This is a genomic window from Arthrobacter sp. LAPM80, assembly GCF_046736435.1.
Taxonomy (GTDB): Bacteria; Actinomycetota; Actinomycetes; order Actinomycetales; family Micrococcaceae; genus Specibacter.
On the sequence record NZ_JBCHVD010000007.1, the window covers coordinates 119315 to 133163 of the forward strand.

Genomic DNA, 13849 nt, shown 5'->3' on the forward strand with positions numbered 1-13849 from the left:
CTCCAAAGGAAGTAGCAACATGACTAACTCCACACCCACAGCAGCACTCTCGGCTGCCGGCGTCTCCATCTGGCTTGACGACCTCTCCCGCGAACGCCTGAACAGCGGCAGCCTGGCAAAGCTCATCGAAGAGAAGAACGTTGTTGGCGTGACCACCAACCCGAGCATCTTTGAGGCAGCCATCACCAAGAGCGACCTTTACAAGCCGGAGCTGAAGAAGTTCTCCGCCGCCGGCACCAACGCCGAAGATGCCGTTTTTGAAATCACCACGGCCGACGTCGCCGACGGCTGCGACCTGTTCGCCCCCATCGCCGCAGCCACCAAGGGTGTTGACGGCCGCGTCTCCATTGAAGTTGACCCGCGCAAGGCCTGGGACACCGAGGGCACCTTCGCCGAGGCCAAGCGCCTGTACGCCAAGGTCAACAAGAAGAACGTCTACATCAAGATTCCGGCCACGCTTGAGGGCCTGGAAGCCATCACCTCAACACTGGGTGAAGGCATCAGCGTCAACGTCACCCTGATCTTCTCGCTGGACCGCTACCGGGCCGTCATGAACGCCTTCCTGAGCGGACTTGAGCTGGCCAAGGCCAACGGCCACAACCTGGCAGACATCCACTCCGTGGCGTCCTTCTTCGTCTCCCGCGTCGACCTGGAGATTGACGGGCGCCTCGACGCCATCGGCACCGAGGAAGCGGCCGCACTGAAGGGCAAGGCCGGACTGGCCAACGCCCGCCTGGCCTACCAGGCCTTCGAAGAGGTCCTCTCTTCCGAGCGCTGGGCGCTGCTGGCCGACGCCGGCGCACTCCCCCAGCGTCCGTTGTGGGCCTCCACCGGCGTCAAGAACCCGGCCTACCCCGACACCCTGTATGTCACCGAATTGGTTGCTCCGAACGTTGTCAACACCATGCCGGAGAAGACCCTCGACGCCGCATTTGACCACGGCGTCGTCACCGGTGACACCATCACGGGCAGCTACGAGGCGTCCAACGCCCTGCTGAACCAGCTCGAAGGCTTGGGCATCTCCTACAACGACGTCGTCGAGCTGCTCGAGACTGAAGGCCTGGACAAGTTCGTGGCCAGCTGGCAGGAACTGCTCAACCATGTGCAGGAAGCACTCGACGCCGCAGGCGCGGAAGGCTAGAGACCATGACATCACTGGCATTCGCTGCGACCGGCGCCGCCAAGTTGGCCGGGGAAAAGCACCTGATGACGCTCGTCGCCGATCAGCTCGCCTCACGCATCTTCGCGAAGGACGCCACGCTGTGGGGCCCCGACGCGCAAGCCGAGTCGGCCATCCGTCTCGGCTGGGTGGAGGCCCCCGAGGTTTCCTCGGCACTTCTGGCCGATATCGCCGCACTGCGCGATGAACTGCGCGCAGAAGGCGTCAACCACATCGTGCTGTGCGGCATGGGCGGCTCGTCTCTGGCCCCCGAGGTCATCACCGGCACCGCCGGCGTCGAGCTCAGCGTCCTTGACAGCACCGACCCCGACCAGGTCCGGGCCGCCGTCAGCGACCGCCTGGCAACCACAGCCATTGTCGTCTCCTCCAAGTCAGGATCGACGCTTGAGACGGATTCACAGCGCCGCATCTTCGAGCAGGAGTTCACCACTGCTGGGATCGACGCCAAGTCCCGCATCATCATCGTCACCGACCCGGGATCCCCGCTTGACGTCTCGGCGCGTGAGGCCGGCTACCGCAAGGTCTTCAATGCAGACCCCAACGTTGGCGGCCGCTACTCGGGCCTGACAGCGTTCGGCCTGGTCCCTTCGGGCCTGGCCGGTGCCGATATCTCAGCGCTGCTGGATTCGGCAGAGGAAGCCGGCGAGATGCTCCGCGACGATGACGTGGACAACATCGGCCTGCGATTGGGTGCGGCCCTTGGCGGCACCAGCCCGCTGCGCAACAAGATCGTGATCGTTGATGAGGGTTCGGGCATGGTTGGCTTCGCCGACTGGGCCGAGCAGCTCATTGCCGAATCAACGGGCAAGCTTGGCACAGGCGTACTGCCTGTCGTTGCCGGACCCAACTCTCCCGAGGTCACCGGCGGCGCCGAAGACGTCCTGGTGGTTCGGCTGGTTGCCGGGGACTCCGACGTCGAACTTCGTGAAAACGAGGTCAGCATTTCCGGTGATCTGGGCGCGCAGATGATGGTGTGGGAATTTGCCACTGCCGTCGCCGGCCGCCTGCTGGGTATCAACCCCTTCGACCAGCCCGACGTTGAGGCCGCAAAGGTCGCCGCCCGCGGGCTCCTGGATGCAACTCCGGCCCCGACGGCAGCACTGTTCACGGACGGCGCCATCGAGGTCCGCACCGCCAACGCCGAGGCCGCATGGCTGGTGGGGGCGGCTACGGTCACCGAGGCACTCGAGGCCTTATTCGGAGCCCTTGGGGGCGACAGTTACCTGAGCGTCCAGGTCTACCTAGACAGGCTGGCCAACGCACCCCTGGCGGAGGTCCGCGACGAACTCGCCGAAATCACCAACCGTCCTGTCACGTTTGGCTGGGGCCCGCGCTTTCTGCACTCAACCGGACAGTTCCACAAGGGCGGACCGGCCATCGGTGTGTTCTTGCAGGTTACGGGCACCGAGGCTGCCGATTTGGCAATTCCTGAGAGGCCGTTTAGCTTTGGTGAGCTGATTGCCGCCCAGGCCGCTGGTGACGCCGCGGTGCTTGCCGATCATGGACGTCCCGTACTGCGCCTGCACTTCACTGACGTGGCAGCCGGCGTTGCTCAACTCAAGACCGTGGTTGCCGCACTTGCCGGCCGCCAATTAGACGCATAAGGCTACCTCTCAACTGATGCCCACCTCTGCCACAACACCCAATGAAAACCCGCTTCGGGACGGCCGCGACCGGCGGCTGTCCCGGGTGGCGGGACCGTCGTCACTGGTGCTTTTTGGAGTGACCGGTGATCTGGCGCGCAAGAAGCTCATGCCTGCCGTGTACGACCTTGCGAACCGCGGGCTGCTGCCCCCCAGCTTTGCACTTGTGGGCTTTGCCCGGCGCTCTTGGGCGGACGAAGACTTTGCCGCCACGGTGAAGGCCTCGGTTCAGGAGCACTGCCGCACGCCCTTTGATGAAACAGTGTGGAGCCAGCTGCGTGAGGGCATCCGCTTTGTGCAGGGCGAATTTGATGATGACGAAGCCTTTGAACGTCTGAAGGCAACCCTTGCCGAGCTCGATCAGACACGGGGAACGCGCGGAAACCACGCGTTCTACCTCTCCATCCCGCCGAAGGCGTTTGAACTTGTCTGCCGCCAGCTCTCCGAACATGGTCTGGCCCGGAAGGGGGACGAGAACTGGCGCCGTGTTGTCATTGAAAAGCCGTTTGGGCACAACCTGGAGTCGGCCCGTGCTCTCAATGACATCGTTGAATCCGTCTTCCCCCCTGACTCGGTCTTTAGGATTGACCACTATCTGGGCAAGGAAACCGTCCAGAACATCCTGGCACTGCGCTTTGCCAACCAATTCTTCGAGCCGTTGTGGAACGCCAACTACGTGGACCACGTGCAGATCACCATGGCCGAGGACATCGGCACCGGCGGCCGTGCCGGCTACTACGACGGCGTGGGCGCAGCCCGTGACGTCATCCAAAACCACCTGCTCCAGCTCCTGGCCCTGACGGCCATGGAGGAGCCCATTTCCTTCAATGCCGACCACCTGCGCGCGGAAAAGGAAAAGGTACTCGCAGCCGTCAAGTTGCCCAAGGACCTGTCGAAGCATTCTGCCCGCGGCCAGTTCGCTGGCGGCTGGCAGGGTGGCGAACTCGTCCAGGGCTATCTGGAAGAGGAAGGCATTCCCGCCGATTCCACCACCGAAACGTTTGCCGCGATCCGCCTGGACATCAACACCCGGCGCTGGTCAGGTGTTCCGTTCTACCTGCGTGCAGGCAAACGTCTGGGCCGCCGTGTCACCGAAATCGCCGTGGTCTTCAAACGCGCACCCAATCTGCTATTCACCGACCACGCCGAGGATGACTTCGGTCAAAATGCCGTGGTGATCCGTGTGCAGCCCGATGAGGGTGTCACGATCCGCTTTGGCTCAAAGGTACCCGGAACTCAAATGGAGGTCCGGGACGTCACCATGGACTTCGGCTATGGCCACGCCTTCACCGAATCAAGCCCGGAAGCCTACGAGCGGCTCATCCTTGATGTGCTGTTGGGTGAACCCCCCTTGTTCCCACGCCATGAGGAAGTCGAGTTGTCGTGGAAAATCCTTGACCCGTTCGAGGAATACTGGGCAGCCGAGGGCATCCAGCCTGAAAGCTATGAACCTGGTAGCTGGGGCCCCTCTTCGGCAGATGAACTTTTGAAACGAGACGGAAGGACGTGGCGCCGGCCATGATCGTTGACCTGCCTGACACCACCACGTCAAAAATCACCAAGCAGATAGTCAAGCTACGCGAACAAGGTGGCGTCGTCACCCTGGGCCGTGTCCTGACCCTGGTGGTGATCACCAAGAACGGTCTGGAGGAGGAAGCCATCGCGGCTGCCAACCTGGCAAGCCGCGAACATCCCTGCCGGATCATCGTCCTGGCGGCGGGCTCGGCCCAGGATGAAACCCGCCTCGACGGGGAAATCCGGGTAGGCGGTGACGCCGGGGCCTCGGAGGTCATCGTGCTGCGCGGCCACGGGGAACTGGCTGCCGAAAACGAGTCGCTTGTTTCGGCACTGCTGCTCCCGGATGCACCCATTGTCGCCTGGTGGCCCTATGAGGCACCCCCGGTACCGAGTCAGTCACCGGTGGGCCGCATTGCCCACCGGCGCATCACGGATTCGGCCAATGCCGCCGATCCCCACGCAGCCCTCGAACACATCGCCGGCACCTACGCCGCAGGTGACACCGACCTGGCCTGGACCCGACTGACATCCTGGCGTGTCCAGCTTGCCGCGGCCCTGGACCAGTGCGATGACAACGACCCGATCCTCGGTCTCAAGGTGGAAGGCGCCTCCGATTCACCCAGCACGCTGCTGCTGGCCGCCTGGCTGCACCGCGCCCTTCGGGTGCCCATCACCGTCACCGAGGACCCCCGCGGCACCGGCATCCGCACCGTCGTCATTGAACGCAAAAAAGGCAACATCCAGATCACCCGCCCCGGCTCCCTGGAAGCCGTGCTGACACAGCCCGGCCAGCCCGTGCAACAAATCTCGCTTCCACGGCGCACCCTGCAGGATTGCCTGGCGGAGGAACTACGCCGCCTTGACCCCGATGTGGTCTTCGGTGAAGTTGTCACCGAGGGCCTGAAGAAGCTGTTGGCAGTAGAAAAGGTTGTTCAGTTATGAACCGCAATGTCCGTATCACCGTGCACCCGTCCTTTGACGTCCTTGCCGCCACCACGGCTGCACGGCTCATCACCAGGTTGCTTGATGTCCAAAGCGAGCGGGGTGAGGCAACTCTCGTTTTGACCGGCGGCAGCGTTGGCATTGCCACCCTGCGTGAGGTTGCCAAGTCACCGGCGCACCTGGCCGTTGACTGGAGCAAGGTGAATTTTTGGTTCGGCGACGACAGGTTCGTTGCCACCGGTTCCCCCGACAGGAACTACGGCCAAGCAGCCGAGGCGCTGCTTGAGCACGTTCCCGTCGACCCCGCGCGCGTGCACATCATGGCGGCCTCCGACACCGTGGCCGGCCTGGATGAAGCAGCAGCCCAGTATGCCCAAGAGCTTGCCGCCGCGGCCCTTCTCGAGTGGGAAAACGATGACGCATCCCCGGCCCAGGCGCCCGCCGTCCCCCGCTTCGACGTCCTCCTGCTTGGCATGGGCCCCGACGCACACATTGCCTCACTGTTCCCCGAGATGGCGGGCATCCGCACCACGGGAGCCTCAGTCGTGGCAGTGCGCAACTCCCCCAAGCCGCCGCCGGAGCGTGTTTCACTGACGTTGGAAACCATTAACTCGGCCCAGGAAATCTGGATCGTTGCCGCCGGCGCGGACAAGGCAGCCGCCGTCGGCCTTGGACTTGCAGGCGCCAGCCCGGTCCAGGTGCCGGCATCCGGCGCCCGCGGCATCAACAAGACAATGTGGCTCCTGGATGAGGCAGCAGCAGCAAAGGTGCCCGAGGCACTGATGCGCCGCGAACACTGACCCACCCCGCCGCAACGAAACCCAACGCAAAAGGTCCCCTCCAGCGCAATGCCGGAGGGGACCTTTTTTCGTCATACTGCGTTCTTAGGCGCCGATGTGTCCATAGGACATGATCAGGCCGAGGCCGATAATCACCAGACCCCAGGTGATGCCGAGAATCACGGTGAAGCGGTTGAGGTTGCGCTCGGCAACGCCGGAGGAACCAAGATTGGAGCTCATGCCGCCGCCAAACATGTCGGACAGACCGCCGCCACGGCCCTTGTGCAGCAGGATCAACAAGGTCAGCAGCAAGCTGGTGATACCCAGAAGGATCTGAAGGGCGATTTGTAGTGTTTCCACGAGTGGCCTTTCGAACATGGTGAATGGGCTGCCCAACCGTTGGGCGGCTCACAAAATAGTTGCGTTCCGGACAACTGACGCACCTTGACGGCCCGGCCATTGTGTCCGCAGTCAAGTCTATCCGTGTCCACCCACACATTGCGAATGGACACGGATCGTGACCTGGGTAAAAGCTGCCTGGTTACTCTTAGTTGGCAACCAGGTGGTTTTCGAAGCGTGCGATGCTGGCGAATTCGCCTGCGTCAAGGCTCGCGCCACCCACCAAAACGCCGTCAACGTCGCGCTCTGCCATGATGGCGGCAACGTTGTTGGCCTTGACGGATCCGCCGTACAGCAGGCGGGTCTTGGCTGCCGTCTCGGCGTCGAAGAGTTCGACCAGTTCGGCGCGGATGGCTGCACACATTTCCTGTGCATCTTCCGGTCCTGCGACCTCGCCGGTGCCGATGGCCCAGACGGGCTCATAGGCGATGACAAGTGTTGCCGCTTCTTCGGCACTCAGGCCTGCGACACCGCCACGGACCTGGGCGAGCGTGTGCTCGACGTGGGTGCCGGCCTGGCGGATTTCAAGGCCTTCGCCGGCGCACAGCACCGGGGTGATGCCGTGGCGGTAGGCGGCCTTGACCTTGGCGTTGAGCAGTTCTTCGCTCTCATTGTGGAATTCACGGCGTTCGCTGTGGCCCACCAGGACGTAGGCGCAGCCGAGCTTGTTCAGGAAGGCACCGGAGATGTCGCCGGTGTAAGCGCCGGAATCCTTGTCGGAGAGATCCTGTCCGCCGTAGGCAAGCTTAAGTTTGTCGCCCTGTACGAGGGTCTGCACGCCGCGAAGGTCCGTGAACGGAGGGAAGACTGCAACTTCCACCCGGCTGAAGTCGTGGCGGGCATCGGAAAGTGTCCATGCGAGCTTTTGCAGCAACGTGATGCCCTGGACATGGTCCATGTTCATCTTCCAGTTGCCGGCAATCAGCGGTGTGCGGTCGAAGTGGCCGTTGGTTGAAGTTGTCATCGTCATCTCGTTTCTTGCGTCACTTAAATACAACTATGTCAAATCTATGCAAAAAGGTGGCGGCAGGGTTTACCTGCCGCCACCTTATGCGACTAGCGGTCCAGTGCAACCAGTCCGGGAAGTTCCTTGCCTTCAAGGTACTCCAGGCTTGCGCCGCCACCGGTGGAGATGTGGCCGAATGCGGCGTCGGCAAAGCCGAGTGAGCGAACGGCGGAGGCCGAGTCGCCGCCGCCGACGACTGTGAAGCCGCTGTTGACACTCAGGGCCTGGGCCACGGCCCGGGTCCCTTCGGCGAAGGCAGCGAACTCAAACACGCCCATGGGGCCGTTCCAGAACACCGTCTTAGCTCCGGCAATGGCTGCGGCGAAGGCCGCGGCCGAATCCGGACCAATGTCCAGGCCCAGTCCGCCGGCACCGAAGGCGCTGCCTTCGATGGCGTCTGCGGCGACCACTTCGTGTGCTGCATCTGCGGCGAAGCCGGCAGCAACAACAACATCCGTGGGCAGGACAAAGGTGGTTCCGGCTGCTTCCGCGCGGGCAAGGTAGTCCTGGACCACGGGGATCTGGTCGACCTCAAGCAGCGAGGCGCCTACCTTGTGGCCCTGGGCCGCAAGGAAGGTGAACAGCATTCCGCCGCCCACCAGGATGGAATCCGCCTTGCCAATCAGGTTCTCAATGACAGCCAGCTTGTCGGAAACCTTGGAACCGCCCAAAACAACCACGTAGGGCCGTTCCGATTCCGTGGTGAGCTTGCGCAGCACTTCCAGTTCGGTCCGGACCAGGGCGCCCTGGTAGGACGGCAGCACCTTGGCGATGTCGTAGACGCTGGCATGCTTGCGGTGAACGGCACCGAAGGCGTCATCCACGTATGCGCCGTTGTCGCCGGTCAATGCCGCCAGCTCGGCAGCGAAAGCTGCCCGCTCGGCGTCATCCTTGGATGTTTCGCGCGCATCAAAGCGCACGTTTTCCAGAACGAGGACGGACCCGTCAGCCAAACCGGCGGCAGCAGCCTGGGCTGCGGCACCTGTGGTGTCGGACGCCAGGGTGGCATTTAGTTCCGGAGCGAGTTCGGCCAGGCGCGCAACGGCCGGGGCCAGTGAGTACTTGGCTTCGGGGGTGCCCTTGGGGCGGCCCAGGTGCGCGCTGACAAGGACGCGGGCACCGGCGGAGGCCAGTGCCTTGATGACGGGAATCGAGGCCTTGATGCGCCCGTCGTCACTGACGTTAGAGCCGTCGAGCGGCACGTTCAGGTCACTTCTGACAAGAACGTACCGCCCGCGGACACCTTCATCGATGAGTTCGCTGAGGGTGTGAAGAGTCATGAGTTTATGCCTTAGAGCTTCGAAGCGACGAGCTTGGTCAAATCGACCAGGCGGTTGGAGTAGCCCCACTCGTTGTCGTACCAGGAAACAACCTTGACCTGGTTGCCGATGACCTTGGTCAGGCCGGAATCGAAGATCGAGGAGGACGGGTCGGTGACGATGTCCGAGGAAACGATGGGATCCTCGGTGTACGTCAGGTAGCCGGCCAGCTTGCCTTCGGCTGCAGCAGCCTTGTAGGCGGCGTTGACTTCCTCAACCGTGACCTCGCGGCTCAGGGTCGCGGTCAAGTCGGTTGCGGAGCCTGTGGGGACGGGTACGCGGATGGCGAAGCCGTCAAGCTTGCCCTTGAGCTCCGGCAGGACCAGGCCGATTGCCTTGGCAGCACCGGTGGAGGTGGGAACCATGTTGATGGCGGCGGCGCGTGCACGGCGGAGGTCGCTGTGCGGGCCGTCCTGCAGGTTCTGATCCGCGGTGTAGGCGTGGATGGTGGTCATGAGACCGCGCTCCAGACCGAAGTTGTCGTTCAGGACCTTGGCCAGCGGGCCGAGGCAGTTGGTGGTGCAGGATGCGTTGGAGATGATGTTGTGCGCAGCCGGGTCGTACAGTTCGTCGTTGACGCCCATGACGATGGTGATGTCTTCATCGGAGGCCGGTGCGGAGATCAGGACCTTCTTGGCGCCTGCATCGATGTGCTTCTGTGCGCCTGCGGCCTTGGTGAAGAAGCCCGTGGACTCGATGACGATGTCAACACCCAGCTCGCCCCAGGGAAGGTTGGCGGGATCGCGCTCGGCGAATACCTGGATGGTCTTGCCGTCAACCACGAGGTGGCCGTCGACAACCTCAACCGAAACGGCCAACCGACCGGTGACGGAATCGTACTTGAGCAGGTGAGCCAGGGTTTCCGGGCTGGTGAGGTCGTTGACAGCAACAATCTCAATGTCGGCGCCCTGTGCAAGTGCGGCGCGGAAGTAGTTGCGGCCGATGCGGCCGAACCCGTTGATACCAATACGAGTAGTCACTTGTTCTCTTCTCCTTGGTGCTCTGTTGAACACGCGTAGTCAGGCTGAAGGTCACCTTCAGCCAGGGGTTCCCGCACGACATTGGGCAGAGATTTTCTTTCATGGCGCACAACGACAAAGTGGCGCCGTGATCTATGTTACGTTCCTTGGGGCCAGCCCCGTTAATCTTACGCAGCTGACGTCCATATATTGGTCATGCGGGCAGCCTCGGGGCTGCCGTCCCGAACGACGCCGCGGAAGCTGCCGCGGCGTCGTACGGACTGCCAGTTACGGCAGGATCAGCGAGGAAGCGTTCTTGCGTGCCGCCTCGAAGCGCTTGGACACGTCGGCCCAGTTCACAATGTTCCAAAATGCCTTGACGTAGTCGGCCTTGACGTTGACGTAGTCAAGGTAGAAGGCGTGCTCCCACATATCGAGCATGAGCAGCGGGGTGGTGGCCACGGGGATGTTGCCCTGCTGGTCGAAGAGCTGCTCGATGACCATGTTGCCGCCGAGGCCTTCGTAGGAAAGCAGTGCCCAGCCGGAGCCCTGGATGCCCATGGCTGCAGCGGTGAAGTGTGCGCGGAAGGCGTCGAAGGAACCGAACGCATCGTCAATGGCCGCTGCCAGCTCACCTTCGGGCTTGTCGCCACCCTCGGGGGAAAGGTTGTTCCAGAAGATGGAGTGGTTGGTGTGGCCACCGAGGTGGAATGCCAGGTCCTTGGAGAACCTGTTGACATTGGCGAAGTTGTTGCTTTCGCGTGCCTCTGCGAGCTGCTCCAGAGCCTGGTTGGCGCCTGCGACGTAGGCCGCGTGGTGCTTGCTGTGGTGCAGTTCCATGATGCGGGCGGAAATATTGGGTTCCAGGGCAGCGTAGTCATAGCTGAGTTCCGGAAGTGTGTACTTAGTCACGGTTCCTCCATTGCGATTCTTCTGTGGATTTGCCGGTGCGCCATCGAATGTGACGGACGTCCGGCAGGTCAGGACAGCCTTTTCGGGCGTATTCCTGTCTCTTACTCTTTCATACTAGGCGCGTCAGCCATCGAGCATGTCGAAGGTGACGTTCGACTCAGTGCCGGGAATGCCCAGGTCCTTGGCTTTTTTGTCGGCCATGGCCAGCAATCGCCTGATGCGTCCGGCGATGGCGTCCTTGGTGAGCGGCGGGTCGGCGAGCCGGCCCAGCTCATCAAGACTTGCCTGTTTATGCGCAACGCGCAATGCGCCGGCGTACTTAAGGTGGTCGGGGACGTCGTCGCCGAGGATTTCAAGTGCCCGCTCTACGCGTGCGCCGGCGGCAACGGCGGCCTGGGCCGAGCGGCGCAGGTTGGCGTCGTCAAAGTTGGCCAGGCGGTTGGCCGTAGCGCGGACTTCCTTGCGCATGCGCCGTTCCTCCCACACGAGGAAGGTGTCGTGGGCGCCCATGCGGACAAGCAGCGCACCGATCGTGTCGCCGTCGCGGATCACGACCCTGTCGATGCCGCGCACGTCACGGGCCTTGGCGGGGATGTCCAGCCTGCGTGCGGCGCCCACAAGGGCCAGGGCTGCCTCCGGGCCGGGGCAAGTGATTTCCAGGGCGGAGGAGCGGCCTGGCTCGGTCAGGGAACCGTGGGCGAGGAAGGCCCCACGCCACACGGCTTCGGCATCCGCGGTGGAACCATTGACGACGGCGGATGGCAGCCCGCGCACGGGGCGCCCGCGGCCGTCGAGGAGCCCGCTTTGGCGGGCAAGTGCCTCACCGTCACGCACAACCCGCACCACGTAGCGGCTGCCGCGGCGCAGCCCGCCGCCCGATACGACAACGATCTCGCTTTGGTGGCCGTACATTTCTGCGATGGCCACACGCAGGCGCCGCGCTGTTGCCGCAGTGTCCACCTCGGCCTCGATGACGATGCGTCCGGAGATGATGTGAAGTCCTCCGGCAAAGCGCAGCAGCGCCGACACCTCGGCCTTGCGCACCGAGGACTTTTTGACGTCCAATCGGGACAATTCCTCTTTTACCGCCGCGGTCAGCGCCATGGTTCAGCCTTCACTTTCACGTGCATTAATGGTCCCCAAAAATATCCCGGTAGGCTGCCGCCAGCCGCAGGGGGTCGTGGACGGTGTTGCCACCGGAACTGCCTACCTTACCGAACACCACCTCGGCCCCTATCATTGCGGCAGCCTGCGTGAACTCACCAACATCGCCAATTGACTGCGGATCGGCCAGCACCACGTCCACGGTGAAGCCTGGCGCGTAGCGGGATATCACATGCAGGTGGTCTGCGGCGTTCATGCCGGCGGCCTCCGCGTCGTTGACGTCGAGGTTCATTGTCAGCAGGCGCTTGGCCGTGGTGGTGCACAGGGCGTCACGCATTTCAGGCAGCAGCAGGTGCGGCAGGACGGAGGTGTACCAGGATCCGGGGCCCAGGACCACCCAGTCGGCATTGTGGATCGCGGCAACGGCCTCGGCACAGGCGGGGGCGTCCTGGGGAACAAGGGCCACGTTGTCCAGCTCGCCGGCCTTGGCCAGGCGGGACTGGCCGCGGATCAGCTCCCCCGGTATGCCGTTGGTCAGGACCCGGCCCTCGATGGTCAGCGGCACACTTGCCATCGGCAGGACCTCGCCGCGGGCGCCGAGCAGGGCGCCGGCCCAGCGCAGCCCCGCCACGGGGTCGCCCAGCAGTTCCCACAGGGTCACAATGAGCAGGTTCCCCAGGGCATGGTTGTCGAGGGAGCCGGAGACCCCTTCGCGGGAGGTGAAGCGGTGCTGCATGACGTCGCGCCAGGTCCTCCCCCAATCGGTGTCGTCGCACAGCGCCGAAAGGGCCATGCGCAGGTCGCCCGGTGGGAGGACGCCCAACTCGTCACGGAGGCGGCCGGAGGAGCCGCCGTCGTCAGCGACTGTGACAACGGCCGTGACGTTGCCGGTGACCAGGCGCAACGCGGACAGGGACGCGGCCAGTCCGTGACCGCCTCCCAAGGCAGCGACACGCACGCCGGTCTCAGGGGCCGGGAGTTTCGCGGCCGTGGGGAGGATGGGCAGGATGCCTGTGTACATGGTTACTCCCGGCCGAGGTCTCGGTGCCGGATGCTCGTGGTGACGCGGGGCAGCTGGCTCAGGCGCTTGGCCAGTTCAATCGCCACGGCGACGGAGCGGTGCTTGCCGCCGGTGCAGCCGATGGCAATGGTGGCGTAATGCTTGTTTTCCCGGCGGTAGCCTTCAAAAACGGGCTCGAGGGCGTGCACGTACCGCTCGACGAAGTCGGCGGCACCGTTGTCATTGAGCACAAAGTTGCTGACAGCCTCGTCCTGCCCTGTGAGCGGGCGCAGCTGCGGGATCCAGTGCGGGTTCGGGATGAACCTGACGTCGGCGACGTAGTTGGCGTCGACGGGCAGGCCGTATTTGAAGCCGAAGCTCATCACTGTCAGGCTCAGAACCACGGGTCCGGACTCGGAGAAAAGCTCGGTGACGGCCGTGCCCAGCTGGTGGACGTTCATGACGGAGGTGTCCAGGATCATCTCGGCCTGGTCCTTCATTTCCGCCAGCAGGAGGCGTTCGGCGGCGATGCCGTCCAGGATGCGCCCGTCGGCCTGCAGGGGGTGGGGGCGCCGGCCCTGCTCGAAGCGGCGCACCAGGGTGTCATCGCTGGCGTCGAGGAAGAGCACGCGGTAGGCCACGCCGGCGGCTGAGAGGGCGTTCAGTGACTCGCGGATGTCGGCAAAGAGGGCCTTGCCACGCACGTCAACCACAACTGCCAGTTTCGGCAGCGCCGCGGGCATGCGCGAGACAAGTTCGGCCAGGGTGCCGAGCATCTGAGGTGGGAGGTTTTCAATGACGTACCAGCCGTGGTCCTCAAGGGCGTTGGCTGCGGTGCTGCGTCCTGCGCCCGACATGCCTGTGACCACGAGCAGTTCAGGTTGCACGGGCTTGATGGGGGTCAGGTCGGCCTCAGCCACGGCCCCGTCTTCAGCGGCATCGGCTGCCGCGCCGCCAACGATGGTGGTGGTTGGGTCTTGCTGTTCGGTCATTGCTCTTCCCTGTCAGTTGTTGGCTTGCCCGCGGGAGCGTTGTTGGCCCCCGGCACGTCTACGCTCTAAGCCTAGCGGCCACGGGGCCCCATCCGA

At 63.7% G+C, this 13849-nt stretch carries 13 protein-coding genes; 5 read left to right on the top strand and 8 right to left on the bottom strand.

All coding sequences use genetic code 11. The annotated features are described in order from the left end of the window. Positions 1-19 precede the first annotated feature (19 nt). The 5 genes from tal to pgl are packed head-to-tail and all read left to right on the top strand — an operon-like array spanning position 20 to position 6083. Positions 20-1141, top strand: coding sequence for a transaldolase (gene tal, locus AAGW05_RS09375; RefSeq protein ID WP_411804240.1), 1122 nt, complete (start codon positions 20-22; stop codon positions 1139-1141). Positions 1142-1146: 5 nt separating this feature from the next. Beyond that, positions 1147-2784 (top strand): glucose-6-phosphate isomerase, encoded by a 1638-nt coding sequence (locus tag AAGW05_RS09380; protein ID WP_411804241.1) that lies wholly within the window; start codon positions 1147-1149, stop codon positions 2782-2784. A gap of 16 nt (positions 2785-2800) precedes the next feature. After that, positions 2801-4345, top strand: a complete 1545-nt coding sequence (gene zwf, locus AAGW05_RS09385; RefSeq protein WP_411804242.1) for a glucose-6-phosphate dehydrogenase — start codon at positions 2801-2803, stop codon at positions 4343-4345. Beyond that, on the top strand, positions 4342-5283 hold the full coding sequence (locus AAGW05_RS09390; protein ID WP_411804243.1) for a glucose-6-phosphate dehydrogenase assembly protein OpcA: 942 nt from the start codon (positions 4342-4344) through the stop codon (positions 5281-5283). The genes zwf and AAGW05_RS09390 overlap by 4 nt, the downstream gene beginning before the upstream one ends. After that, positions 5280-6083, top strand: a complete 804-nt coding sequence (pgl, locus tag AAGW05_RS09395) for a 6-phosphogluconolactonase (RefSeq protein ID WP_411804244.1) — start codon at positions 5280-5282, stop codon at positions 6081-6083. Before AAGW05_RS09390 ends, pgl begins: the two co-directional genes overlap by 4 nt. Positions 6084-6167: 84 nt before the next feature. Here the strand turns inward: pgl and secG are convergent, their stop codons facing one another. From secG to rapZ, 8 genes are all read right to left on the bottom strand, one after another. Next, a complete protein-coding gene (secG, locus tag AAGW05_RS09400) occupies positions 6168-6440 on the bottom strand; it encodes a preprotein translocase subunit SecG (RefSeq protein WP_411804245.1) in 273 nt (90 codons plus the stop codon). 169 nt (positions 6441-6609) lie between these two features. Next, positions 6610-7425 (bottom strand): triose-phosphate isomerase, encoded by an 816-nt coding sequence (gene tpiA / locus AAGW05_RS09405; RefSeq protein WP_411804246.1) that lies wholly within the window; start codon positions 7423-7425, stop codon positions 6610-6612. A 92-nt stretch (positions 7426-7517) separates the two neighbouring features. Beyond that, a complete protein-coding gene (locus tag AAGW05_RS09410; RefSeq protein WP_411804247.1) occupies positions 7518-8747 on the bottom strand; it encodes a phosphoglycerate kinase in 1230 nt (409 codons plus the stop codon). Between the two features lie 11 nt (positions 8748-8758). Then, on the bottom strand, positions 8759-9766 hold the full coding sequence (gene gap, locus AAGW05_RS09415) for a type I glyceraldehyde-3-phosphate dehydrogenase (protein ID WP_411804248.1): 1008 nt from the start codon (positions 9764-9766) through the stop codon (positions 8759-8761). Between the two features lie 267 nt (positions 9767-10033). Beyond that, entirely contained in the window at positions 10034-10657 is a 624-nt protein-coding gene (locus AAGW05_RS09420) for a superoxide dismutase (protein WP_411804249.1), read from the bottom strand. Between the two features lie 123 nt (positions 10658-10780). Then, positions 10781-11761, bottom strand: a complete 981-nt coding sequence (gene whiA / locus AAGW05_RS09425) for a DNA-binding protein WhiA (protein ID WP_411804250.1) — start codon at positions 11759-11761, stop codon at positions 10781-10783. 25 nt (positions 11762-11786) lie between these two features. Then, entirely contained in the window at positions 11787-12782 is a 996-nt protein-coding gene (locus tag AAGW05_RS09430; RefSeq protein WP_411804251.1) for a gluconeogenesis factor YvcK family protein, read from the bottom strand. A gap of 2 nt (positions 12783-12784) precedes the next feature. Further along, positions 12785-13753, bottom strand: a complete 969-nt coding sequence (gene rapZ, locus AAGW05_RS09435; RefSeq protein WP_411804252.1) for an RNase adapter RapZ — start codon at positions 13751-13753, stop codon at positions 12785-12787. Positions 13754-13849 lie beyond the last annotated feature (96 nt).

Coding starts and splice junctions, on each gene's coding strand:
- whiA (WP_411804250.1), bottom strand. CDS start 11,761: ATGGCGCTGACCGCGGCGGTAAAAGAGGAATTGTCCCGATTGGACGTC.
- AAGW05_RS09430 (WP_411804251.1), bottom strand. CDS start 12,782: ATGTACACAGGCATCCTGCCCATCCTCCCCACGGCCGCGAAACTCCCG.
- secG (WP_411804245.1), bottom strand. CDS start 6,440: ATGTTCGAAAGGCCACTCGTGGAAACACTACAAATCGCCCTTCAGATC.
- tal (WP_411804240.1), top strand. CDS start 20: ATGACTAACTCCACACCCACAGCAGCACTCTCGGCTGCCGGCGTCTCC.
- zwf (WP_411804242.1), top strand. CDS start 2,801: ATGCCCACCTCTGCCACAACACCCAATGAAAACCCGCTTCGGGACGGC.
- AAGW05_RS09390 (WP_411804243.1), top strand. CDS start 4,342: ATGATCGTTGACCTGCCTGACACCACCACGTCAAAAATCACCAAGCAG.
- pgl (WP_411804244.1), top strand. CDS start 5,280: ATGAACCGCAATGTCCGTATCACCGTGCACCCGTCCTTTGACGTCCTT.
- tpiA (WP_411804246.1), bottom strand. CDS start 7,425: ATGACAACTTCAACCAACGGCCACTTCGACCGCACACCGCTGATTGCC.
- AAGW05_RS09410 (WP_411804247.1), bottom strand. CDS start 8,747: ATGACTCTTCACACCCTCAGCGAACTCATCGATGAAGGTGTCCGCGGG.
- rapZ (WP_411804252.1), bottom strand. CDS start 13,753: ATGACCGAACAGCAAGACCCAACCACCACCATCGTTGGCGGCGCGGCA.
- AAGW05_RS09380 (WP_411804241.1), top strand. CDS start 1,147: ATGACATCACTGGCATTCGCTGCGACCGGCGCCGCCAAGTTGGCCGGG.